Source organism: Alkalispirillum mobile, assembly GCF_003664325.1.
Classification (GTDB): domain Bacteria; phylum Pseudomonadota; class Gammaproteobacteria; order Nitrococcales; family Halorhodospiraceae; genus Alkalilimnicola; species Alkalilimnicola mobilis.
In genome coordinates this window covers 58844-80015 of record NZ_RCDA01000005.1, presented here as the reverse complement: position 1 = coordinate 80015, position 21172 = coordinate 58844, and the positions used below count along the sequence as shown (strand labels likewise).

The window sequence follows — 21172 nt, the reverse complement described above, 5'->3', positions numbered from 1 at the left end:
GGGAGGTGTCAGCCGGGGTCGTGCAGGTACAGGCGGTCGTCCTCCTCGCGCCGGGTAGGGATGGAATAGCGGTCCAACTCGCCGTGCAGGGTGTGGCAGAGGTCCTGGGCGAACAGCGGGTCGCCGATGTGCCAGGAGTGCGCGAAGTTGCCGTAATAGTTCTCTTTGGGGATACGGCTGTCCGGGTCGATGCCGGCGAAGTAGGGGCTGCAGTCCACGTTCACCGCCTTGGGTGGGGCATTGTCGGGCAGGCCGACCCGCCCTGCCCGGGCCCTTAGCCCGATGCGCTTGGCATTGGAGACCCGCAGCACGCCATCGTGGCCGCTTTGGTAGTTGGTGAGCCGGGAGCAGTGCCGGTAGACGGAGACGAAGCGCGGGTCGTCGTCGGCCAGGGAGCAACTGGAGACATCGGCCCCGATGAGGGCGATCTGGCTGACCTTCCAGGGGCGGTTCTTGATTTCGGTAACCTCGTCGGCATCGGTGAAGGCGTGGCGGATGACGTAGGCGCCGGTGGAGTGGCCCAGCAGGTGCACGTTCAGGTCGCAGCCGCGCGCCTGGCGCGTCGAGAACAGGCTGATGCAGTCGTCGGTGAGCCGCTCAGCGGTGGCCTTGGCATAGCGCCGGTCCCGCATGTACAGGAGGGGCATCTCGGCGCTGGGCCAGTCGAAACTGACCACGGTACCCCGGTAGCCCGCCGCGCGCAGGGTCTCCTTGAGCATGCGGTGGCGCCAGAGGACGGCCTCCTGGCTGTTGTTGTAGCCGTGAATGAAGACCAGCACATTACCGGTGGGGTTGTCGGACATGGGATCCTTTCCGGTGGTGCCGTCCGCCATCACGGCCTCGACCCACTCGCTGCGCGGCCTGCCGTGATGGGGCTGCTGGACCTCTGCGTCCTCGGGGACGAGCAGAAAACGCGTGGGGCCGGGTGCGCGGCCGAAAACCTTCTTGTCACCGCGGCCCCGGGTGTTGATGACGCAGACCACGAAGTCGTAACTCATGGGGATTCCCTCCCTGGACATGGTGAGTGGCTTGGGCGGCCCTGCTCCTGGGGGGCTCGGGCACTGTCCTGAGAAAGAATAGTCCGTCTCTTCGCGGCTGCCGCCTTCGGCATGGGTTCGCTGTCAGTCGTCCGAGATGTCTATACCCTTTGCCCGGGTGAAATCGCGCAGGGCCGGTACCGCGTCCGCCGGTAGGTCGAGTGTCAGGGCCACCCTTTCGCCATAGTCCACCCGCTCCACCTCCGCCCCGTGTTGTGACGCCCAGTGCCGCAGGGGCTGCTCTTGCGCGAAGCCCAGCGCAAGCTTCAGGCGGGTACGCGGCTGATGGGTAGCCAGCGGCAGCGCCGCCAGGACGTTCTGGGTGGCCCCAGCGTAGGCGCGGACCAGCCCGCCGGCACCCAGCTTGATACCGCCGAAGTAACGGATGACCACCACGATCACATCGCCGATCCGCTTGTGCTGGATGACGTTGAGGATGGGCTTGCCGGCGGTACCGGAGGGCTCACCGGCATCGCTCATGGCCGCCGTGGTGGCGGATTCCGGGTCGCCGATCAGGTAGGCCCAGCAGTGGTGGCGGGCGTCCGGGTAGTCGGCCACGGCCTGTTCGATGAAGGCCATGGCCTGTTCGCGGCTCTCGACCTGTCCGGCACGGGCAATGAAGCGGCTTTTCTTGACCTCCAGCTCACGTTCTAGCGTTTCCGCCGGGGTGGGGTAGGGGTTCGCCGACATGGACCTGCACTCACCAGAGTTGGCATTATTCATTGAATGGACCGGGCAAGGATAACGCATAAGATGGATGGAAAAGGGAAGGGCCTGTCGGGGCAGTCGGTGTGGGCACGGGGGCGGTGGGTGCTGTTGTTGCTGGTGACGGCGGTTCTCGGCGGCTGCGCCACTCTGGCGCCGTCGCCGCCCCAGGATCAGAGCAACATCTGCGAGATTTTTCGCGAGCAGCCGCGCTGGTACGACTACGCGCGCGCCTCGCAGGAGGAGTGGGGGACCCCGATCGCCACCCAGATGGCTTTCATCCAGCAGGAGTCCTCCTTCCGCAGCCATGTCCGGCCACCCCGGGAGCGGCTGCTCGGTTTCATTCCCTGGCGGCGGCCCTCCTCGGCCTACGGCTATGCCCAGGCGCAGGACCCGGTCTGGGGAGAGTACCGGGAGGACGCCGGGGCGCTCATGGCGCGGCGGACGCACATGAAACACGCCACCGACTTCATCGGCTGGTACAACCGGCGGAGCCATGAGCGGCTGGGTATCTCGCTGGATAATGCGGAACACCTGTACCTGGCCTATCACGAGGGGCCGGGGGGGTATCAGCGGGGGAGCTACAACAATCGCCCGCAGGTGCGGCAGGTGGCGCGCAATGTGGCGCAGCGGGCCACTCGGTATCAGTCACAATTGGAGCGTTGTGAATCGGAGTTTCGCTGCCGGCGGTTCTATCAGTTTGGCCCCCTGTGCCCTGACTGATTGGCCGCGACTGACCCCGCCGCAGGGCAAAAGCCGGTGGTGGGCGCGCGAGCGCATCATGGCCCTGCAGTCGGCGTCGGATCCACTCGGAATGGGGATTCCGCGCGCAGATGTTCGAATTGCGTATCGATGAGGTCGCCCTCGCGCTGGAGGTAATCGGCGACTGCCCGCTGGAACGCCGGTGACACCAGCCAGTGGGCTGAGGTGGTGCGGGTCGGCAGGAAGCCCCGGGCAATCTTGTGCTCGCCCTGAACGCCAGGCTCGAAGCGCTGCAGGCCGTGCCGGATGCAATAGTCGATGCCCTGGTAATAGCAGGCCTCGAAGTGGAGGGCGGGGTAGTTCCCGCTGCTGCCCCAGTACCGGCCAAAGAGGGTGTCACTCCCACGGAACATGATGGCGGCCGCAACGATTTCCCGGTCGTGGCGACAGACAGCAATCAAGAGTTGCTCGCCCATGGTGTGCGCGATCTCGCGGAAGAAGCCGGCGGAGAGCACCGGCAGGTTGGTCTTGCGCCGAAAGGCATTCGCGTAGTGGGCATGGATGAGGTCGAGTTCGGTATTACAGAGCTCGTGGCCGGTCTGCATGCGCACGTCGATGCCCTGTTCGCGGACGTAGCGCCGCTCTTGGCGGATCTTCTTGCGCTTGCGGCTGGTCAGTGCCGTGAGGAATGCCTCGAAGTCCTGATAGTGGTCGTTGTGCCAGAAATAATGGAAGTCGCGCCGGCGCAGGAACTGCCCGTTACCCAGAGCCTCGAGATCGGGCTCGCAGGCAAAGAGGCAATGAGCGCTGGAGAGTCCCAGCTGGCGGGTAAGGTCGCGCACGCCCTCGGCGAGGACAGCGCGAATAGTACCGGCGTCATCGCCGGGTGCGACGAGAAGGCGCGGACCGGTGGCCGGCGTCCAAGGGATGCTGACGACGAGCTTGGGGTAGTAGGCGAGGCCGTGGCGCTCGTGGGCTTCGGCCCAGGCGAAGTCGAAGACGAACTCGCCGCGCGAGTGGCCCTTGAGCCAGGCGGGGACAGCGCCGCGCAGGTGACCGCTGTCGTCCCGGAGGAGGATGAATTGCGGAACCCAGCCCACGTCGGGGCCAACGGCGCCATGGCGTTCAAGCGCAACGAGAAACTCGTGGCGCAGGAAGGGGTGGTGGCCACCGGTGAGTGCGTTCCAGGCGACCGGATCGATGGCCTCCACGGTATCGACGACGCCCAGCTTCCAACCCGGTCCGCCATTCGGGGATCGGCGTTCCGTTTCTGACGCCAATGTCAGTTCCTTCCCTTCGGTCTCGATGGCCCTGCGGATCGCGATTGCGTCGAGCCATGCCGCCGGGGCATGCGGGTGCGCGTGGCCTCGTCCAGCGCGAGGGCAATGAACAGCGCCTCCGCGTATTCGCCCTCGGCGGGTAGTCGGCCCTCGCGTTCACGCTCCAGGGTCGCTTCCAGTTCTTCCCGCGCCGCCGGGGGCAGGGCATGCAAGGCTCCGGCGGGCAAGGCGTCCACGTAGCTGGTCAGAAAGCCCGTGGCGCGAAGCCGTCGAATGCGGCGCCCCACCTCCCGCTGCCAGAGCAGCCGGCGCGCCGCGCTGACTGCCAGGGTGAACAGCGGGGGGCCGAGCAACATCAGGAAGAGCAGCACGGCGACCACGACGGTGAAGGGTAGCTCCCGGGCCTCGGCGGCCAGGTAAAAGGCCGCCAGCAGGGCCAGCATGACCGCTCCGACGATGACGTTGGCCCGCAGGAGTGCCCGGTTGGCCAGTTGCGAGAGCTTGTCCCGCTCCTGGCTAATCCACTCATCCATTGCTTTGTCCGGCATGGTGCTCTCCGCTGCTGAAACCGTTGGGTGGCGCCACAACATGGGCCCCGGGCATGCCGCGACCACCCTGTTGGTACGCCGACTACCAGGGAAGCGGCTCCCCCTTGGGCGCGTGCCAGAACCGTCCGGTCTGATCCAGGGTCAGTGCATCCATGCGCTGGATGATGCCGGCAGCCGACTCTTCCGGGTCGATGAGCCCATCGTGGCGGGTCATGTCCGTGCGGACCCAGCCCGGGTGGAGCAGCGCCACGGCGATTTCCCGCTCTTGCAGGTCGTGGGCCAGGGAGACGCCGGCCATGTTCACCGCCGCCTTGGACATGCGATAGCCGTAGCTGTTACCGGAGGTGTTGTCGGCCAGCGAGCCCATCCGGCTGGTCAGGATGCCCAGCTTGCCGCCGGGGGCCAGCCAGGGGGAGAGGGCCTCGGCGGCCATCAGTGGGCCGAGGGCGTTGGTCTCGAACTGCTGGCGGATGCCATCGACGGCGTCCTGGTCCAGCTGCCCGAGGCGTTGCTTGCTCATGACACCGGCCACTACCAGCAGCCACTCCAGCGGTTGATTACCCAGCTTGTCGGCCAGCTCATGCAGACTGTCGTGCCGGGTGACGTCCACGCCGGTGTGGATGTCCGCGCCGGTGGCGTCCAGCTCTGCGTTGCTGCTGCGCACCGCGGCGATAACGTCGTCACCGCGTTGGGTCAGCTGGCGGACCAGTTCCAGTCCGATGCCCCGGCTGGCACCGATAATCAGCTTGCTCATGGTGTCCCTCCTGCATGGTCGCGGGGAGCATGGTTAAATCGGGTTTCAGCCCGCGGGTCACGCGCAGGCTATCTCATTTCAGGTTAACGGTTTTCGCCGGGGAGGAAAGCCCATGTGCGGACGTTTCGCGCTGTCAGCCCCCCTGTCCAGCATTGCGCAGGACTACTTCCGGCTTGCGGGGGTGGACTGGCCGGAGGGGCCGCGCTTCAACATAACGCCGGGCACTGATATCCCGGCCTTCCTCAATGCGGGCGAGGCCGGGCTGCAGTTGAGCGGCTTGCACTGGGGGTACCGGCCGGCCGGGGTGCAGGATGGCCCCACCCCGATCAATGCCCGGGCGGAGCGGGCCGCGACCAGCCCCTATTTCCGCGAGGCCTTCGCCGGTCGACGCTGCCTGATCCCGGCGGATGGCTGGTTCGAGTGGCAGGCGCAGGGGGGTGAAAAGCAGCCGTGGTTCGTGACCCAGCGGCCCGGTGCGCCGGACCCGGTGATCTTCTTCGCCGGGTTGTGGACGCCGGGGGCGGACGGTGGTCCGGGCACCTGCGCCATCCTCACCGAGCCGGCCGCACCGGCCTTCGCGCCGATCCACCACCGCCAGCCGGTGGTGGTGGACCCGGCCTGCCGCTGGGCCTGGCTGGACCCGACGCTGCGCGACCGGATGGCCATCCGCCGCGCGGTGCAGCGCCTGGACCCGGGCCGGCTGCACGCCTACCCGGTCTCCAGCCGGGTGAACCGACCCGGCGAGGATGACGCGGACCTGCTGCGGCCCCTGGACCCGGAGTGATTCACACAACCCGGCCCGCTGAATTGACGGTCCGGCAGAGCGCGCCTAGCTTCAGGTAGAGGCCCTTCTAGGGCGATATCTGCGGAGGATCGTCATGCGACATCTGCTCACTGCACTCTGCTTGTTGCTCCTCGCCTGGCCGGTACACGCCGACCGGCTCACCATCGCGATCCCCTCCGGCTTCGTGCCCTTCATGTTCGAGGAGGACGGCGAGTGGACCGGGTTCGAGATTGAACTCTGGGAGGCCATCGCCGAGGAGAACGGCTGGGAGTACGAGTACAACACCATGAACTTCTCCGGCATCATCACCGCGCTGCAGACCGGGCGGGTGGACGGTGCCATCGCCGCGATCACCATCACCTCCGAGCGCGAGGAGACCATGGACTTCTCCCACGCCTACTACGACAGCGGGCTGATGCTGATGGTGCGCAGCGACAACGACGAGGTGCAGGGTATCGACGACCTGGCCGGCAAGGACCTGGCGGTGACCACCGGCACCACCAGTGACGACTATGCCTCGGCCAATCTGCCCGACACCGAACTGCGCCGGTTCTCCCGCGCCGAGCAGGCCTACATGGAGGTGCGCGCCGGTCGGGTGGATGCCGCCCTGCACGACACCCCCAACGTGATGTTCTACATCGAGACCGCCGGCGACGGCGAGGTGAAGGCGGTGGGCGAAAACCTGGAGGCCCAGTCCTACGCCATGGCCTTCCCGCGCGACGGCGAACTGCGCAACGACTTCAACATCGCGCTGTTGCGCATGATGGAGGATGGCCGTTACGCGGAGCTCTACGAGCGCTGGTTCGGGGAGGAACCGAGCCCGCGTTGAAGCCGTCTGCGCGGAGGTCCGGGTGGGCGCCGCGAGTCGGCCGGGTGCCCGTCAGTCAGACGTCCTGAACCCATGGAGGGTGGATGGAGTTCCGCTGGGATGTAGTCATCGATGCCATGCCGCAGATGCTGGCAGGGGCGCAACTCACCGCCTATATCACCCTGCTGGGCATCGGCGGCGGGCTGGTTATCGGCACGCTCTGCGGGCTGATCCTCGCCTTCCGTTTCCCCGTCATCAACTGGATTGCCTTCGCCTACGTCTCGGTGATCCGCGGCACGCCCATCGTGGTGCAGGCGATGTTCATCTACTTCGCCCTGCCCATGGCCCTGGATATCACCCTGTCCGGTTTTGCCGCGGCCTCCATCTGCCTGGCCATGAACGCCGGGGCTTACATCACCGAGATCGTGCGCGGCGCCGTGCTCTCCATCGACAAGGGGCAGACCGATGCCGGGCTGGCGCTGGGGTTGTCCTACCCGCAGGTGCTGCTCCACATTGTCGGGCCGTTGGCCTTCCGGCGCACCATCCCGCCGCTGGGTAACCAGTTCATCATCAGCCTGAAGGACTCGGCGCTCTTCCTGGTGATCGGCGTGGCGGAACTGGCCCAGCGCGGTGAGCAACTCACCGCCCAGACCGGGCGGGCGCTGGAGATCTGGACGGCGGTGGCGGTGTTCTACCTGATCATGACCTTTACCCTGGCCATGGTCATGCGCGCCATTGAGCGGAGGATGCGTATCCTGTGAGCCTGATCCGCTGTGAAAAGCTGTGCAAGGCCTTCGGTGAGACCCGGGTCCTCGAAGATATAGACCTGGTGGTGGACCCCGGCGAGGTGGTGGTACTGGTGGGGCCGTCCGGCTCCGGCAAGAGCACGCTGTTGCGCTGCCTCAGCGTGCTGGAACGACCCACCGCCGGGGTCCTGGAGGTGGACGGCCAGCGCCTCGGGGCCCGCGGCGTGCGCCCCCGCGACCTGCGCCGGCAGACCGGCATGGTCTTTCAGCAGTTCAACCTCTTTCCACACATGAGTGCCCGCGACAACGTTATGCTGGGGCCGCGGAAGGTGCGGGGGCTCTCTGGGCGCGAGGCCCGCACCATTGCCGATCGGCTGCTGGAACGGGTCGGCCTCAGCGACCGTGCGGATCACTACCCGGCGGAGCTCTCCGGCGGACAGCAGCAGCGGGTGGCCATTGCCCGCGCGCTGGCCGTGAACCCCAAGGTGATGCTGTTCGACGAGCCCACCTCGGCGCTGGACCCGGAGCTGCGGGGGGAGGTGTTGCGGGTGATGCAGGGCCTGGCCGAGGAGGGCACCACCATGATCATCGTCACCCACGAGATGCGCTTCGCCGAACAGGCGGCCAGTCGGCTGCTGTTCATGGACGAAGGCCGGATCGTGCACGACGGCGCCGCCCAGGCGATGCTGGCGCAGCCGCCGTCAGAGCGGTTCCGCGAGTTCATCGGCCACGTGGGCCACTAAGCCCCCGTGGCCGATGCGGCTCACCAGAGCCAGGTGGTGGGGTCCGTGATGGGGCGGCTCTCGGAGTTGACCACCAGCCCCTTGATGCAGCGGGTGAGGAACCACAGCACCGCCAGCACCATGATCAGGAAGCCCACCCCGATCGGTGAGGTGATGATCCCCACCAGCGAGTAGAGCACCCCGATCCAGAAGGTCCGGATCTGGTACTGGTAATGGCTGGCCGACACCGGGTCCGCCTCGCCCCGCTTGATGTAGGCGAGGATCAGCCCGGCGATGGCGGTCAGCACCACGAAGAAGCCGACCAGGTAGAGGATGTAGACCACCATCACCAGCTGTTTGCCGGAATCGGTCTGGCCGCCGGTGACGGTGGTCTGCTCCGTTCTCGGGTACTGTTCAGTCACGGGGTGACCGCCACCTTCAGCACGCCGTCGCGCTGGTTGGAGAAGAGGTCGTAGGCCTCGACGATGTCGGCCAGCTTGTAGCGGTGGGTCACCATCGCCGTGAGGTCGATCCGGCCCGAGGCCACCACCTCCATCAGCCGGCGCATGCGCTCCTTGCCGCCGGGGCAGAGGGTGGTGATGATGGTGTGGTCACCCAGGCCCGCCGCAATGGCGTCCAGCGGCATGGACAGCTTGCCGGAATAGACGCCCAGGCTGGACAGGGTGCCGCCCGGCTTGAGGATGCGCAGGCAGGCCTCGAAGGTCTCCTGCTGCCCCAGCGCCTCGATGGAGACGTCGACCCCGCGGCCTTCGGTAAGTGCCATGATGGCCTCGATGGGGTTCTCCTCGCGGAAGTTGATGCAGACATCCGCACCCAGCTTCTTGGCCGTCTCCAGGCGTTCGGGCACGCCGTCCACCACGATGATCCGGGTGGCGCCCATCAGCTTGGCACCGGCGGTGGCGCACAGCCCGATGGGCCCCTGCGCGAAGACCGCGACGGTGTCGCCAATGCGGATATGGCCGTTCTCGGCCCCGCCGAAGCCGGTGCTCATGATGTCCGGGCACATCAGTACCTGCTCGTCGGACAGGCCCTCGGGTACCGGCGTCAGGTTGCCCTGGGCGTTGGGGATGCGGACGTACTCCGCCTGGCAACCGTCGATGGTATTCCCCAACTGCCAGCCGCCCATGGCTTTTCCGCCGCACTGGCTGGAGGCCCCGTCCTGGCAGGAATTGCACTGGCCGCAGGGGGTGATGGCGCCGGCGATTACCCGCTGGCCGACCTCGTAGTCGGTCACCGCCTCACCCAGCTTCTCGATGACGCCTACCGGCTCGTGGCCGACGATACGGCCGGGCTCTACCGGGTACTCCCCCTTGAGGATGTGCACGTCGGTGCCGCAGATAGTGGTGGTGGTGACCCGGAGCAGGGCATCGGTAGGGCCGATCTCCGGGATGGGTTTCTCCTGGATTTCGATCCGTCCAGGTTCTACGAAAACCGCTGCTTTCATGGTGCTCATGGCAACCTCCCCGATCCGTTGGGTATATGGCCGTTCAAGAGGCCACTAAGTCCAATCTACGCCCCTTTCCCGGGGGAATAAAGGGTGGTCGAAGCGCCCCGGTCAAGCCTCCTGTTTGCCATGCATCAACCCCGGCCGAGGGCACGGGCGGCATGATCACGGACTTGCGAGTTTTCCGTGCTGCCGCCCTCCCGCGGCGGCCGCAAAGGGAGGTGAGTTCATGGAGTTGCTCTGTCCGGCCGGCAGTCTGGTGGGGCTGCGCAAGGCCATCGATAACGGCGCCGATGCCGTCTACATGGGCCTGCGTGACGATACCAATGCCCGCCACTTCCCCGGTCTGAACTTCACCGATCAGCAGATGCAGCAGGGGCTGCGCTACGCCCGGGAGCGGGGTGCCCGCGTGCTGCTGGCGGTCAACACCTACGCCCAGCCCCAGGGCTGGCTGCGCTGGCAGCGGGCGGTGGACCAGGCAGCGGACCTGGGCGTGGATGCCCTGATCGCAGCCGATATCGGTGTGCTGGACTACGCCGCCTCGCGCCACCCGGACCTGCCCCTGCACCTCTCCGTCCAGGGATCGGCTACCAGTGCCGAGGCGTTGCGCTTTTACGAGGAGCACTTCGGCATCCGCCGGGCAGTGCTGCCCCGGGTGCTGTCCATGGCGCAGGTCCGGGCGCTTTCCGAGTCGACGGACGTGGAACTGGAGGTGTTCGCCTTCGGTTCCTTGTGCGTGATGGTGGAGGGACGGTGCCTGCTCTCCTCCTACGTTACCGGGTGCTCGCCCAACCGCAGTGGGGCCTGTTCGCCGGCCAGCGCCGTGCGCTGGGAGGAGACCGCGCAGGGGCTGGAGTCCCGCCTCAGCGGTGTGCTGATCGACCGCTTCAGCAAAGAGGAGCAGGCGGGCTATCCGGTGGTCTGCAAGGGGCGCTTCCAGGTCGAGGGCCAGGTCGGTCACGTGCTGGAGGAGCCCACCAGCCTGAACACCCTGTCGCTGCTGCCGGAACTCATGGCCGCCGGCATCAGTGCCGTGAAGATTGAGGGGCGCCAGCGCAGCCCCGCTTATGTCGCCCAGGTGGCCCGGGTGTGGCGTCAGGCCATCGATGCCTGCCGGCACAATGGCGACGGCTTCCAGCCGCGCGAGGACTGGATGGCGGCCCTGGCCGGCCTGTCCGAGGGCACTCAGACCACCCTTGGCGCCTACCATCGCAGTTGGCAGTGACCCGCGGAGGTACCCGATGCAACTGACACTGGGCCCCGTGCCCTACTACTGGAGTGCCGACCGGCTGCACGCCTTCTACCGGGCAGCCGCCGATTGGCCGCTGGACACCGTCTACCTGGGCGAGAACGTTTGCAGCAAGCGCCGCGCCTTCAGTCTGGATGACTGGATCGGCCTGGGCCGGGAGCTGACACAGGCCGGCAAGCAGGTGATCCTCTCCAGCCTGGCGCTGGTGGAGGCCCGCTCCGAGATGGGTGTGGTCCGCCGCCTGTGCGAGAACGGCGAGTTCCGGGTGGAGGCCAATGACATGGGGGCGGTGCAACTGGCCAGCGCCGCCGGTGCGCCCTTCGTGGGAGGGTCCACCCTCAACGTCTACAATCCGCGCACCCTGGCCGTGCTCCGCCGGGCCGGCATGGTGCGCTGGGTGCCATCGGTGGAGATGCCGGGCCGCATGATCAGCGAAAACCTGCAGGGGCTGGGCGACCCGGACCTGGAGGTGGAGGTGCAGGGCTTCGGCCCGTTGCCACTGGCCTGGTCCGCCCGCTGTTTCACCGCGCGAGCGGCAGACCGGCCCAAGGACCAATGCGGCTTCCGTTGCCTGGAGCACCCGAGCGGATTGCCGATGGGTACCCGCGACGGGGATGCCTTCCTGCGCATCAACGGCACCCAGTTGCAATCGGGCCGCTGGCTGCACCTGCTGGACGCGCTGGAGGACATCCGTGCCGCCGGGGCCAACGCCGTGCGTCTCAGCCCCTGGGGTGAGGATATGGCCGGTGTGGTCCGGGCCTACGCTGCTGCCCTGGCCGGCGAGGCGGGGGCGGATCGTCCTATCCCCGGGCTCGCGCCGGAGGCGTGCTGTGACGGCTATTGGTTTGGTGAGGCCGGAATGGCACGGGTGGCGCGCAATGCACGTTTTCAGGAGGAATTGACATGAGCTCGCTCCCATTGCCCCCCGGTGCCCGTTTCGTGAAACGGCGGCTGGATCAGGTAGCGGTCGGTCTGATCAACCAGGCCCTGGCCGAGCCCCTGGCCGACGGGGTATTCGATTTTCTGGAGGGCCGCTGCCTTGAGGTCCGATTGCAGGACTGGGGCCTGGCACTGCCGCTGACCTGGCGCGCGGGCCGGCTGGCCGCGGCACACGGCATGGCGCCGGAGGCCCGCATCGGGGGTGACCCGGGGGCCTTCGTACTGATGGCGGGGGAGCGGGCGGACCCGGACACCCTGTTTTTTCAGCGCCGGTTGAGTATCCAGGGCGACACGGAGTTGGGACTGATGGCCAAGAATGCCCTGGACCAGCTGGACCCGGAGGCGCTGCCGGCCCGTTTTCGCCGGCCGTTGCTGCGCCTCGCGGGGCTGGTGGAGAGCGGGGAGCGGCGGTTCAGGCCGAGCGCACGGTCGGTGTAGGCTCCGACCAGTTGGCCAGGTCGGCCAGGGCCGGTACATCGAGCAGCCGGATCTGGCGGCCGTCGGCCATGATCCAGCCCTGTTCCCCCAGGTAACGGAAGGCGCGGCTGGTGGTGTTGGGGGCCAGGCCCAGCTGGTTGCCCAGCTCCTGCCGCGGCATCGGCAGATCAATGGTTTCGGCGGACATGCCGCGCCGGGCCATGCGGTGAGCCAGGTCGAGCAGGCCGTGGGCCAGGCGCCCCTCGGCCGACTGCTGGCTCATGGCCAGGCGGGTGCGCTTGTTCTGGTGCACCGCATCCCCGGAAAGGCGCAGCAGCTGGTGCCAGAGCTGGGGCACCTGGGCAGCCAATCCCTGCAGCGACTGGAACGGCAGTTCGCAGACATAGCTGTTCTGCAGCAGTACGGCGTTGGTAGGGTGGCGCTGCTCGTACAGCGCATCCAGCCCCATCACCTCGCCCGGCAGGGAAAAGCCGATCACCCGCTGATTGTCATCCTCGCACCGTTCAGCGCGTTCCCGCCGGGCGGCACCCACCCGGATCACGCACAGGCGCTCGAGCGGTTCGCCCGCCTCGAACAGCACGGTGCCCGCCGGCAGCGGGCCGCGCCGGCAGATCAGGCGCTCCAGCATGTCCGCTTCCGGCGCGTGGTGGAGAATGCCGAAGCAGATATTCCTCAGGCCACATCCTTGGCACCGGTCCCTCCGCTGGCTCAGGGGCGTGATATTGTCGGTGCGATAGTCGTGCATGATGCCTCGTGAAACAATTCGATGGCCAAGGTATTCTTGAGCCCTGATATGGGCTTTAGCCTGCCGAGCCGGTCGACAGACCGCAATACCTCCGAAGGGGCATAGGGAACCTGAAAACCATGAAGCATGCATTGATCGCTGGCCTGTGCGCCCTTTTTCTGACCGGCTGCTTTGCCACCTATCCGCTTGATTTCTCAGAGGAAGAGTGGGAGTCCTTGAGCCCCGAAGAGCGCCTTGCCGCACGGGAAAAGCAGGCCGAACTGGACCGGGCCGCGGCAGAACGTCGCACCGCCGAAGCGCAGGCGCGGGAGGCGGAGGCCGCCCGGCAACTGGCGGAGTTGGAGGTGCGCCGCCGCGAGGCGGGGTATGGCGAGCGCCTCCAGTGTGTCATGGAGCAGGGCGAGCTCCGCTCCGGCAGTCGCTGGCGGGCCGTGGAGCCCTTCGCGGTGGACGTGGTCGAAGGGATGGATGTGCCCTTTGACTACCGGGAACAGGACCGGGGGCGCCACCGCAGCAACGACGGCATCGCGCAGTTCGACGGGACCACCTTGACCCTCTGTGCCGAGCGCTGGGCCTCGCGCCCGGATTCGGACTACTGCGTGCGGGTGCTGGGTACCTTCGAGGACTACCGACGCGGGCTGCGCACCAGCGTGGACTCCGAGCGCTTCCTGCGCGGCGACATCCGCTGTCAGCTGGCCCCGGGCCGGGATGGCGTGCCGGGTGGCCGGCGTGGGTCGCTCCGCTAGAAGGACGCGTGGCTCAGTCCTCCGGTTCATACCCCAGGTTGGGCGCCAGCCAGCGCTCCGCTTCCCGCCGGCTCATGCCCTTGCGCCTGGCGTAGTCCTCCACCTGGTCCTGGTAGATCTTGCCCAGGCCGAAGTAGCGGCTCTGCGGGTGGGCGAAGTAGAGCCCGCTCACCGCGGCGGTGGGCACCATGGCCTTGCTCTCGGTCAAGGTCAGGCCGATCCGGTTCTCCACGTCCAGCAGCTCCCAGATCAGATCCTTCTCGGTGTGATCCGGGCAGGCCGGGTAGCCCGCCGCCGGGCGGATACCCTGGTACTGCTCCTTGATCAGGCTGCGGTTGTCCAGCTGCTCGTCCGGGGCATAGCCCCAGAACTCCCTGCGTACCCGCTCGTGCAGGTGCTCGGCGAAGGCCTCGGCCAGCCGGTCGGCCAGGGCCTTGAGCAGGATGGCGTGGTAGTCGTCGTGGTCGGCCTCGAAGCGAGCGATGTGCTCGTCGATGCCGATGCCGGCGGTGACGGCGAAGGCGCCGATGTGGTCGGGCTTGCCGGTCTCGCGCGGGGCAATGAAATCACCCAGGCTCTGGTGGGGGCGGCCCTCCGGCTTCTCGGTCTGCTGGCGCAGGTGGTGCAGGGTGAGTAGCACCTGCTCGCGATTCTCGTCGGTGTAGAGCTCGGTGTCGTCCCCCACGCCGTTGGCGGGGAACAGACCGAATACCGCCCGGGCGGTGAGCCAGCGTTCCTCGATGATCTGGGCCAGCATCGCCTTGGCGTCCTCGAAAAGCTTGCGCGCCTGCTCGCCGACCACTTCATCATCGAGGATCTTGGGGTAGCTGCCGGCCAGCTCCCAGGATTTGAAGAAGGGCGTCCAGTCGATGTAATCGACCAGTTTTTCCAGGGGGTAGTCGTCCAGCACGTGCACCCCGGGGGTATTGGGCATGACCGGCTCGAAGGCGTCCCAGTCGATGGGGGTACGGTTGGCGCGGGCCGCGTCGATCTTCACCCACTTCTGCTTCTTCTGGCGGTTGGCATGCTGCTGGCGCACGCGCTCGTACTCCTCCGCCAGCCCGGCCACATAGGCGTCGCGCCGGGTCTCGCTCATAAGGTTGGAGGCCACGCCCACCGCCCGCGAGGCGTCCTTCACGTAGATCACTTCGTGGTCGTACCGGGGAGCGATCTTCACCGCCGTGTGCACCCGGGAGGTGGTGGCCCCGCCGATCAGCAGCGGCTGATTCATGCCCCGGCGCTGCATCTCCTTGGCCACGTTGACCATCTCCTCCAGCGAGGGGGTGATCAGCCCGGACAGGCCGATGATGTCCACTTGCTCCTTCTGGGCGGTCTCCAGAATGGCCTCGGCTGGCTGCATGACGCCGATGTCGGTGACCTTGAAGTTGTTGCACTGGAGCACCACGCCGACGATGTTCTTGCCGATGTCGTGAACATCGCCCTTCACCGTCGCCATCAGGATGTGGGCGGCGGGCTTGTCGTCGCCCTCGGCCTTCTCTGCCTCGATGTAGGGCAGCAGGTAGGCCACCGCCTTTTTCATCACCCGGGCGGATTTGACCACCTGCGGCAGGAACATCTTGCCCTCGCCGAACAGGTCGCCCACCACGTTCATGCCGTCCATCAGCGGCCCCTCGATCACCTCGATGGGGCGGTCGTGAGCCTGGCGCGCCTCTTCCACGTCCTCGTCGATGTAGTCGACGATGCCCTTGACCAGCGCATGCGCCAGGCGCTTGTTCACTGGTTGTTCCCGCCAGGCGAGGTCGGCTTCCTTTTTCTGCGCACCGCCCTTGTCTTTCACCGATTCGGCGAAGTCCAGCAGGCGCTCGGTGGCGTCCTCCCGGCGGTTGAGGATCACATCCTCCACCCGCTCCAGCAGGTCCTTGGGAATGTCGTCGTAGACCTCGATCTGGCCGGCATTGACGATGGCCATGTCCAGCCCCGCCTTGATGGCGTGGTAGAGGAAGGCCGAGTGCATGGCCTCGCGCACGGCGTTGTTGCCGCGGAACGAGAAGGAGAGGTTAGATAGCCCGCCGGAGACCCGGGCGTAGGGCAGGTTGGCCTTGATCCAGCGGGTGGCCTCGATGAAGTCGATGCCGTAGTTGTCGTGCTCCGGGATGCCGGTGGCCACCGGGAAGACGTTGGGGTCGAAGATGATGTCCTCGGGCGGAAAGCCGGCCCGGTCCACCAGCAGCCGGTAGGCGCGCTCGCAGATCTCGATGCGACGCGGGTAAGTGTCCGCCTGGCCGTCCTCGTCGAAGGCCATGACCACCACGGCGGCACCGTAGCGCTTGAGCTTTTCCGCCTGTTCCAGGAAGGGCGCCTCGCCCTCCTTGAGGGAGATGGAGTTGACCACCGCCTTGCCCTGCACGCACTGCAGGCCCGCCTCCAGCACCTCCCACTTGGAGGCGTCGATCATCACCGGCACCCGGGCGATGTCCGGCTCGGCGGCGATCAGGTTGAGGAAGTCCACCATGCAGGCCCGGGCATCCAGCATGCCCTCGTCCATGTTGATGTCGATGATCTGGGCGCCGTTCTCCACCTGCTCCCGGGCCACCTCCAGGGCGGTGTCGTAGTCCTCTTCCTTGATCAACCGGCGGAAACGGGCCGAACCGGTGACGTTGGTGCGCTCGCCCACGTTCACGAACAGGCTGTCCCGGCCGATGTTGAAGGGCTCCAGGCCGGACAGGCGCATGGCCCGCTCGCGTTCGGGGATGGCGCGGGGGGCGCAGTCGGCCACCGCCTCGCGCAGGGCGGCGATGTGCTCGGGCGTGGTGCCGCAGCAGCCGCCGATCACGTTCACGAACCCGCTCTCGGCGAACTCGCGCACGATGGCAGCCATCTCCTCGGGGGACTGGTCGTACTCGCCGAACTCGTTGGGCAGACCGGCGTTGGGGTAGATGGTGACGTAGGTGTCCGCCACCCGGCTGATCTCCTGCACGAAGGGGCGCATCTGGTCGGCGCCAAGGGCGCAGTTAAGGCCCACGGTGAAGGGGTTGGCGTGGCGGACGGAGTTCCAGAAGGCCTCGGTGGTCTGCCCGGAGAGGGTGCGCCCGGAGGCATCGGTGATGGTGCCGGAGATCATCACCGGCAGGCGCCGGCCGATCTCTTCGAACAGCTCCTCCAGGGCGTAGATGGCCGCCTTGGCGTTCAGGGTGTCGAAGATGGTCTCGATCAGCAGCAGGTCGGCGCCGCCCTCCACCAGCCCCTGCGCCGCTTCCAGGTAGGCGGCGCGCAGCTGGTCGAAGGTGATGTTGCGGTAGCCGGGGTTGTTCACGTCCGGTGAGATGGAGCCGGTACGGTTGGTCGGGCCCAGGGCGCCGGCCACGTAGCGCGGCTGGTCGGGGGTCTCGCGCTCGGCGGCATCACAGGCCTCGCGGGCCAGCCGGGCGGCGGCCACGTTCATCTCGTAGGCCAGATGCTCCATCTGGTAGTCGGCCTGGGCGATGGTGGTGGAGCTGAAGGTATTGGTCTCCACGATGTCCGCACCCACCGCCAGGTTCTCCGCGTGGATCTCGCGGATCACCTCGGGCCGGGTGAGCACCAGCAGGTCGTTGTTGCCCTTGAGGTCGCAGGGGTGGTCGGCAAAGCGCTCGCCCCGAAAGTCGGCCTCCTCCAGCTGACGGTTCTGGATCATGGTGCCCATGCCGGAGTCCAGGATGAGGATGTGGCGGGCGAGGGCGTCTTCCAGGGTTTTGCGGCAATCGGTCATGGCTGGATGGCTGTATCAGCTGATTAAGCAAGGGAACCGCATAGGATACCAAGTGTGGCGTCGGGTTGCTGCGTATCAAGGGCCGATTCCCTGCCGGCGGCACGAAGCTGGCATAATGGCCCGCGTTCCGGCCTCCGGTGCCGGCGGCATGTGTTCCTTGCAACCCAGAGCTTCATTCCCATGAGCCACGGCATCCAGACCAGCCAGATCCTCGACAGCCACATCCAGCTCCTGACGCGCCTCTACCAGGACATCGGCGAGGAGCCGTTGCACGGCATCCGCCAGGCGGTGGAGGGGGATCTGGACGGCATCGTGGCGGAGTTTTACGACGAGATGCTGCGGGAGCCCGGCAGCGACGCCTTCCTGTCCCATGACCTTGTCCGCCAACGGCTGCGTTATACCCTGGCGCAATGGGTGCGGGAGCTGTTCACCCCCCGCGAGCCGGACGCGGTGCCCGCCTTCGTGCAGCGTCAGCTGGAAGTGGGGCGGGTCCACGCCCGGATCAATGTGCCCATGCACATGGTCAACCTGGGCGGCCGGTTCCTGAAGCGGGACATCCTCACCCGGGTGCACCGGGAGCATGACGGGGACCTGGACCGGCTGATCGCGGTCTGCGAGCTGATCGATGCCTCCATTGCGCTGATCAACGAGAGCTACCTGGGTGACCAGATGGTGGCGGAGCGCCAGTCCCAGGCGCTCAAGATGCACGCGGTCAGCCAGAACCTGGCCATCGAGTGCGAGCGGCTGCGCTCCGACCTGCTGGACTGGCTGCGCCGCTTCATGACCCGCCTGTATCAGCAGGACCAGCCGGCGCTGACCCCGGCGGATTCCGTTCGCCAGTCCGATTTCGCCCTCTGGCTGCACCACAAGGCCGACCTGCTGTTCCAGCAGGAGCAGGAGATCGCCAAGCTCAAACAGCAGTTGGCCGCAATCGAACATGCCTCCGAGCGGGCGATCGAGGTGCGCAAGCAGGGGCTGACCCAGGGGTTTTTCGAGCAGGTGGAGGCGCTGAACCAGGGGGTTACCCGGGCCAACTGGCTGTTGGCCGAACTGGTCAGCCACACCCTGGAGATGGACGGCGGGCGGGATCCGCTGACCCGCCTGTTCAACCGCCGCTTCCTGCATACCATCCTGCAGCGGGAGACCCAGGTCTGCATCCGTCACGGGGGGCGGTTTGCGCTGCTGCTGGTGGACCTGGACCACTTCAAGCAGCTCAACGACCGCCACGGACATGACGCCGGAGACCGGGTGCTCTGTCAGGTGGCCGAGGCGCTCAGTAGCCAGATCCGCGCCGGCGATTTCGTCTTCCGGTACGGCGGCGAGGAGTTCCTGGTGGTGCTCAGCGACATCAGCCCGGAGAACGCCCAGGCGGTGGCGGACAAGATCCGTCGGGGCGTACGCGAGCTGGTGATCAACGCGGGCGACGCAACGATCCGGGTGACCGCGAGCATCGGCCTGGCCCTGCACGACGGCCACCCCGACTACTCCCGCGCCATCGGAAACGCCGACCGGGCGCTCTACGCGGCGAAGGCGGCGGGCCGCGACCGGGTTGTGCTGGCCGATGACCTGAAGGCGGACACCGCCGATGCCTGAACGGCGCTAGCCCCCCTCCAGGCGCCACAGGCGTTGGCGCAGGGTCTCCACCTCGTCCAGCAACTCCAGCGCCAACGCCGCGCCGGCCCAGTTGACCCCCAGGTCGCGGCGTAGTTGCACGGCGCGGTGCGCCCGCCGCACGCTGGTCCCATGGAAGCGCCAGTGGCTGGTGGGGCCCCGCTCCATGGGCTCGATAATGCCCTCGTCCACCATTACCAGCAGTTCGTCGGCGGACAGCCGGCAGAGGCGGCACACCTCGCCCAGGCTGAGCACCACCTCCTCTTCCAGGATCTCGCCGCGGATCACCGTCTGCATTTTCCGTGTCATGGCGTTCACACCCCCAGCCTGGCGCGTGGGTTGAAGTCCAGGGCCTGCTGCATGTCGCGGTAGGCTTGCCGGGCCGCCTCTGTGTCGGCGGGTGGCAGCGCTATCTGCAATACGGCGAAGAGGTCACCGGGCGGGTTGCCGGGAATGCCTCGCTGCTTTAGCCGCAGCTTGTGGCCACCCACCGAGCCGGCCGGGATTCGCAGTTCCACGGTGCCGGTGGGGGTGGGTGCGGCGACCTTGGCGCCTAACGCCGCCTCCCACGGGGCGACGGGCAGGTCCAGAAACACGTCGCGCCCCTCGACGCGGAACAGGGGGTGGGGCCGAAAGGCCACTTCCAGAAAGAGGTCGCCCGGCGGGCCACCGCCCAGGCCCGGGTTGCCCTGACCGGCCAGGCGGATATGCTGGCCCTGCCGGACCCCCTTGGGGATGTGCACGTTCAGCGTGCGCTCCCTGTGCCGGGGCCGGCCATCCTCGCCAATCTCGGTCGCGGTGAGGGTGAGCGTGCGGTTGGCCCCCTGGTAGGCGTCGTCCAGGTCGATGGTTATGCGTGCCCGTGCATCCTCGCCGCGGGCCCGGAATTGGGTCCCGCCACGCGCGAAGCCGCCGGGCTGTCCGAAGCCGCTGCCGAACAGGGACTCGAAGAAGTCGCTGAAGCCGGAGGCGTCGGCGCCGGTGAACTCCGCACCGTGGAACTGGAAGCCCTGCTGGCCCCAGTCCGGTGGCGGGCGGAAATCCTCGCCGGCCTGGTAGTTGCGCCCCAGCTGATCGTAGGCGGCTCGTTTCTCCGGGTCCTTGAGCACCTCGTACGCCTCGCCCAGCTCTTTGAACTTCTGCTCGGCGTCCGGCTCTTTGCTGACATCCGGATGGTACTTCCGGGCCAGACGGCGGTAGGCCCGCTTGATCTCGTCCTGGCTGGCGTCCCGGCTGACGCCCATGATCTCGTAGTAGTCCTTGAATTTCATGTGCGTGTCCGATCCTTGTTGTGCGGGTCCGAGGTATTCGTTTTGCCTACTGATGTATATGGAGCAGGGGCGGGCAGGGTTCAATGTCGACGCGCTGAGCGGCGCATACGGGATGTGGCAGTGCAACAACGAATCCCCTTGACCTGCTCGCAGGGATGACTATAAATAAACGTACGTTTAAGACGCGGAAGCCACCATGAGCGAAGCCACCGACACCAAGGAGCGCATACTCGATACCGCCGAGCGGCTGTTCGCAGAGCGCGGCCTGGGGCAGACCTCGCTGCGCCAGATCACCTCCCAGGCCGAGGTGAACCTGGCCGCGGTCAATTACCACTTCGGCTCCAAGGAGGGGCTGATCAAGGCAGTGCTGGCCCGGCGGCTGGAGCCGCTGAACCGCGAGCGTATCCGTCGGCTGGACCGGCTGGAGCGCAGCGGCGACCTGACGCTGGAGGGGCTGATCGAAGCGTTCATCGGCCCCCCGCTGGAGCTGAGCCGCGACGGTGCCGGGGGCGGCCGGTTCGTGCGCCTGATGGGGCGTACCTACACGGAGCACGCCAACTTCCTCCACGACCACATGCGGCAGGCCAACGAGGGGTTGGTGAGCCGGTTCAAGCCGGCGTTCCGTGAGGTGTTGCCGGAGCTGCCCAAGGGTGAGCTGTACTGGCGCTTGCACTTCATGGTCGGCGTCATGTCCTACGTAATGGCGGGCAACGACATGATGCAGGTGCTGGCGGCGAGCCGGGGCGCGAACCCCGATGACCCGCAGGAGATCATCCGCAGGATGGTGCCCTTCCTGGCGGGTGGCTTGCAGGCGCCGTTGCCGCCAGAGTTACAGCAGGCCCTGGAGGAGGGCGCAGCTGAGGCGGCGCTCGGGTCGGACTGAGACCGGCCCGCAGCGGCGGGATTTTTTTCG

General features: G+C 67.1%; 22 protein-coding genes. 11 read left to right on the top strand and 11 right to left on the bottom strand.

All coding sequences use genetic code 11. The annotated features are described in order from the left end of the window. Positions 1-8: 8 nt before the first annotated feature. On the bottom strand, positions 9-998 hold the full coding sequence (locus DFR31_RS12630; protein ID WP_121443047.1) for an alpha/beta fold hydrolase: 990 nt from the start codon (positions 996-998) through the stop codon (positions 9-11). A gap of 123 nt (positions 999-1121) precedes the next feature. Further along, the gene (locus tag DFR31_RS12625) at positions 1122-1727 is read right to left on the bottom strand and encodes an IMPACT family protein (protein WP_121443046.1); all 606 of its coding nucleotides are present in this window, start codon (positions 1725-1727) and stop codon (positions 1122-1124) included. 63 nt (positions 1728-1790) lie between these two features. Here DFR31_RS12625 and DFR31_RS12620 point away from each other — a divergent pair, with 63 nt between their 5' ends. Next, positions 1791-2465: a transglycosylase SLT domain-containing protein gene (locus tag DFR31_RS12620; protein ID WP_121443045.1), complete on the top strand. Its 675-nt coding sequence runs from the start codon at positions 1791-1793 to the stop codon at positions 2463-2465. A 56-nt stretch (positions 2466-2521) separates the two neighbouring features. Here the strand turns inward: DFR31_RS12620 and DFR31_RS12615 are convergent, their stop codons facing one another. The 3 genes from DFR31_RS12615 to DFR31_RS12605 all read right to left on the bottom strand — a co-directional run bounded on the left by DFR31_RS12615 (position 2522) and on the right by DFR31_RS12605 (position 5026). Continuing rightward, positions 2522-3724 (bottom strand): GNAT family N-acetyltransferase, encoded by a 1203-nt coding sequence (locus DFR31_RS12615; RefSeq protein WP_245971196.1) that lies wholly within the window; start codon positions 3722-3724, stop codon positions 2522-2524. A 2-nt stretch (positions 3725-3726) separates the two neighbouring features. After that, positions 3727-4272: a hypothetical protein gene (locus DFR31_RS12610; RefSeq protein WP_147436981.1), complete on the bottom strand. Its 546-nt coding sequence runs from the start codon at positions 4270-4272 to the stop codon at positions 3727-3729. Positions 4273-4354: 82 nt separating this feature from the next. Beyond that, the gene (locus DFR31_RS12605) at positions 4355-5026 is read right to left on the bottom strand and encodes an SDR family oxidoreductase (protein ID WP_121443043.1); all 672 of its coding nucleotides are present in this window, start codon (positions 5024-5026) and stop codon (positions 4355-4357) included. Positions 5027-5138: 112 nt separating this feature from the next. Between DFR31_RS12605 and DFR31_RS12600 the strand changes: the two genes are divergently transcribed. The 4 genes from DFR31_RS12600 to DFR31_RS12585 all read left to right on the top strand — a co-directional run bounded on the left by DFR31_RS12600 (position 5139) and on the right by DFR31_RS12585 (position 8107). Next, the gene (locus DFR31_RS12600) at positions 5139-5810 is read left to right on the top strand and encodes an SOS response-associated peptidase (RefSeq protein ID WP_121443042.1); all 672 of its coding nucleotides are present in this window, start codon (positions 5139-5141) and stop codon (positions 5808-5810) included. Between the two features lie 94 nt (positions 5811-5904). Next, positions 5905-6639 carry a glutamine ABC transporter substrate-binding protein gene (locus tag DFR31_RS12595; RefSeq protein WP_121443041.1) on the top strand — a complete coding sequence of 245 codons (735 nt, stop codon included), beginning with the start codon at positions 5905-5907 and terminating at the stop codon, positions 6637-6639. An 83-nt stretch (positions 6640-6722) separates the two neighbouring features. After that, complete coding sequence (locus DFR31_RS12590; protein ID WP_121443040.1) at positions 6723-7379, top strand: ABC transporter permease subunit; 657 nt, start codon at positions 6723-6725, stop codon at positions 7377-7379. Then, positions 7376-8107, top strand: a complete 732-nt coding sequence (locus DFR31_RS12585; protein ID WP_281273367.1) for an amino acid ABC transporter ATP-binding protein — start codon at positions 7376-7378, stop codon at positions 8105-8107. The genes DFR31_RS12590 and DFR31_RS12585 overlap by 4 nt, the downstream gene beginning before the upstream one ends. Positions 8108-8127: 20 nt before the next feature. Here DFR31_RS12585 and DFR31_RS12580 read toward each other — a convergent pair whose 3' ends face one another. Both DFR31_RS12580 and DFR31_RS12575 read right to left on the bottom strand, forming a co-directional pair. Continuing rightward, the gene (locus DFR31_RS12580; RefSeq protein WP_245971199.1) at positions 8128-8433 is read right to left on the bottom strand and encodes a DUF4870 family protein; all 306 of its coding nucleotides are present in this window, start codon (positions 8431-8433) and stop codon (positions 8128-8130) included. A gap of 71 nt (positions 8434-8504) precedes the next feature. Next, a complete protein-coding gene (locus DFR31_RS12575) occupies positions 8505-9560 on the bottom strand; it encodes an NAD(P)-dependent alcohol dehydrogenase (protein ID WP_121443039.1) in 1056 nt (351 codons plus the stop codon). Positions 9561-9780: 220 nt separating this feature from the next. Here DFR31_RS12575 and ubiU point away from each other — a divergent pair, with 220 nt between their 5' ends. The 3 genes from ubiU to ubiT are packed head-to-tail and all read left to right on the top strand — an operon-like array spanning position 9781 to position 12177. Continuing rightward, positions 9781-10776, top strand: a complete 996-nt coding sequence (ubiU, locus tag DFR31_RS12570) for a ubiquinone anaerobic biosynthesis protein UbiU (RefSeq protein WP_121443038.1) — start codon at positions 9781-9783, stop codon at positions 10774-10776. Positions 10777-10792: 16 nt separating this feature from the next. Further along, positions 10793-11707, top strand: a complete 915-nt coding sequence (locus DFR31_RS12565) for a U32 family peptidase (protein WP_121443037.1) — start codon at positions 10793-10795, stop codon at positions 11705-11707. After that, on the top strand, positions 11704-12177 hold the full coding sequence (gene ubiT, locus DFR31_RS12560) for a ubiquinone anaerobic biosynthesis accessory factor UbiT (protein WP_121443036.1): 474 nt from the start codon (positions 11704-11706) through the stop codon (positions 12175-12177). The genes DFR31_RS12565 and ubiT overlap by 4 nt, the downstream gene beginning before the upstream one ends. Here ubiT and DFR31_RS12555 read toward each other — a convergent pair. After that, the gene (locus DFR31_RS12555; RefSeq protein WP_170153693.1) at positions 12152-12922 is read right to left on the bottom strand and encodes a helix-turn-helix domain-containing protein; all 771 of its coding nucleotides are present in this window, start codon (positions 12920-12922) and stop codon (positions 12152-12154) included. The two genes, ubiT and DFR31_RS12555, sit on opposite strands and share 26 nt — an antisense overlap. Positions 12923-13041: 119 nt before the next feature. Between DFR31_RS12555 and DFR31_RS12550 the strand changes: the two genes are divergently transcribed. Continuing rightward, positions 13042-13668 carry a hypothetical protein gene (locus DFR31_RS12550; RefSeq protein ID WP_147436980.1) on the top strand — a complete coding sequence of 209 codons (627 nt, stop codon included), beginning with the start codon at positions 13042-13044 and terminating at the stop codon, positions 13666-13668. Between the two features lie 13 nt (positions 13669-13681). Here the strand turns inward: DFR31_RS12550 and metH are convergent, their stop codons facing one another. Continuing rightward, positions 13682-17377, bottom strand: a complete 3696-nt coding sequence (gene metH / locus DFR31_RS12545) for a methionine synthase (protein WP_121443033.1) — start codon at positions 17375-17377, stop codon at positions 13682-13684. Positions 17378-17557: 180 nt separating this feature from the next. Between metH and DFR31_RS12540 the strand changes: the two genes are divergently transcribed. Then, entirely contained in the window at positions 17558-18970 is a 1413-nt protein-coding gene (locus DFR31_RS12540) for a GGDEF domain-containing protein (RefSeq protein ID WP_121443032.1), read from the top strand. Positions 18971-18976: 6 nt separating this feature from the next. Here the strand turns inward: DFR31_RS12540 and DFR31_RS12535 are convergent, their stop codons facing one another. Continuing rightward, entirely contained in the window at positions 18977-19297 is a 321-nt protein-coding gene (locus DFR31_RS12535) for a chaperone modulator CbpM (RefSeq protein WP_121443100.1), read from the bottom strand. A 5-nt stretch (positions 19298-19302) separates the two neighbouring features. Next, positions 19303-20259, bottom strand: coding sequence for a DnaJ C-terminal domain-containing protein (locus tag DFR31_RS12530; protein ID WP_121443031.1), 957 nt, complete (start codon positions 20257-20259; stop codon positions 19303-19305). A 196-nt stretch (positions 20260-20455) separates the two neighbouring features. On the opposite strand from DFR31_RS12530, the gene DFR31_RS12525 reads away from it, so the two are divergent. Beyond that, positions 20456-21142, top strand: a complete 687-nt coding sequence (locus tag DFR31_RS12525) for a TetR/AcrR family transcriptional regulator (protein WP_121443030.1) — start codon at positions 20456-20458, stop codon at positions 21140-21142. Positions 21143-21172 lie beyond the last annotated feature (30 nt).

Excerpts from the sequence above, each read along its gene's own strand:
- DFR31_RS12540 (WP_121443032.1), top strand. The coding sequence starts at position 17,558 with ATGAGCCACGGCATCCAGACCAGCCAGATCCTCGACAGCCACATCCAG.
- DFR31_RS12605 (WP_121443043.1), bottom strand. The coding sequence starts at position 5,026 with ATGAGCAAGCTGATTATCGGTGCCAGCCGGGGCATCGGACTGGAACTG.
- DFR31_RS12580 (WP_245971199.1), bottom strand. The coding sequence starts at position 8,433 with ATGGTGGTCTACATCCTCTACCTGGTCGGCTTCTTCGTGGTGCTGACC.
- ubiT (WP_121443036.1), top strand. The coding sequence starts at position 11,704 with ATGAGCTCGCTCCCATTGCCCCCCGGTGCCCGTTTCGTGAAACGGCGG.
- DFR31_RS12590 (WP_121443040.1), top strand. The coding sequence starts at position 6,723 with ATGGAGTTCCGCTGGGATGTAGTCATCGATGCCATGCCGCAGATGCTG.
- DFR31_RS12600 (WP_121443042.1), top strand. The coding sequence starts at position 5,139 with ATGTGCGGACGTTTCGCGCTGTCAGCCCCCCTGTCCAGCATTGCGCAG.
- DFR31_RS12525 (WP_121443030.1), top strand. The coding sequence starts at position 20,456 with ATGAGCGAAGCCACCGACACCAAGGAGCGCATACTCGATACCGCCGAG.
- DFR31_RS12625 (WP_121443046.1), bottom strand. The coding sequence starts at position 1,727 with ATGTCGGCGAACCCCTACCCCACCCCGGCGGAAACGCTAGAACGTGAG.
- DFR31_RS12630 (WP_121443047.1), bottom strand. The coding sequence starts at position 998 with ATGAGTTACGACTTCGTGGTCTGCGTCATCAACACCCGGGGCCGCGGT.
- DFR31_RS12530 (WP_121443031.1), bottom strand. The coding sequence starts at position 20,259 with ATGAAATTCAAGGACTACTACGAGATCATGGGCGTCAGCCGGGACGCC.
- DFR31_RS12575 (WP_121443039.1), bottom strand. The coding sequence starts at position 9,560 with ATGAGCACCATGAAAGCAGCGGTTTTCGTAGAACCTGGACGGATCGAA.
- DFR31_RS12555 (WP_170153693.1), bottom strand. The coding sequence starts at position 12,922 with ATGCACGACTATCGCACCGACAATATCACGCCCCTGAGCCAGCGGAGG.
- DFR31_RS12595 (WP_121443041.1), top strand. The coding sequence starts at position 5,905 with ATGCGACATCTGCTCACTGCACTCTGCTTGTTGCTCCTCGCCTGGCCG.
- DFR31_RS12620 (WP_121443045.1), top strand. The coding sequence starts at position 1,791 with ATGGATGGAAAAGGGAAGGGCCTGTCGGGGCAGTCGGTGTGGGCACGG.
- DFR31_RS12535 (WP_121443100.1), bottom strand. The coding sequence starts at position 19,297 with ATGACACGGAAAATGCAGACGGTGATCCGCGGCGAGATCCTGGAAGAG.
- ubiU (WP_121443038.1), top strand. The coding sequence starts at position 9,781 with ATGGAGTTGCTCTGTCCGGCCGGCAGTCTGGTGGGGCTGCGCAAGGCC.
- metH (WP_121443033.1), bottom strand. The coding sequence starts at position 17,377 with ATGACCGATTGCCGCAAAACCCTGGAAGACGCCCTCGCCCGCCACATC.
- DFR31_RS12565 (WP_121443037.1), top strand. The coding sequence starts at position 10,793 with ATGCAACTGACACTGGGCCCCGTGCCCTACTACTGGAGTGCCGACCGG.
- DFR31_RS12610 (WP_147436981.1), bottom strand. The coding sequence starts at position 4,272 with ATGCCGGACAAAGCAATGGATGAGTGGATTAGCCAGGAGCGGGACAAG.
- DFR31_RS12550 (WP_147436980.1), top strand. The coding sequence starts at position 13,042 with ATGAAGCATGCATTGATCGCTGGCCTGTGCGCCCTTTTTCTGACCGGC.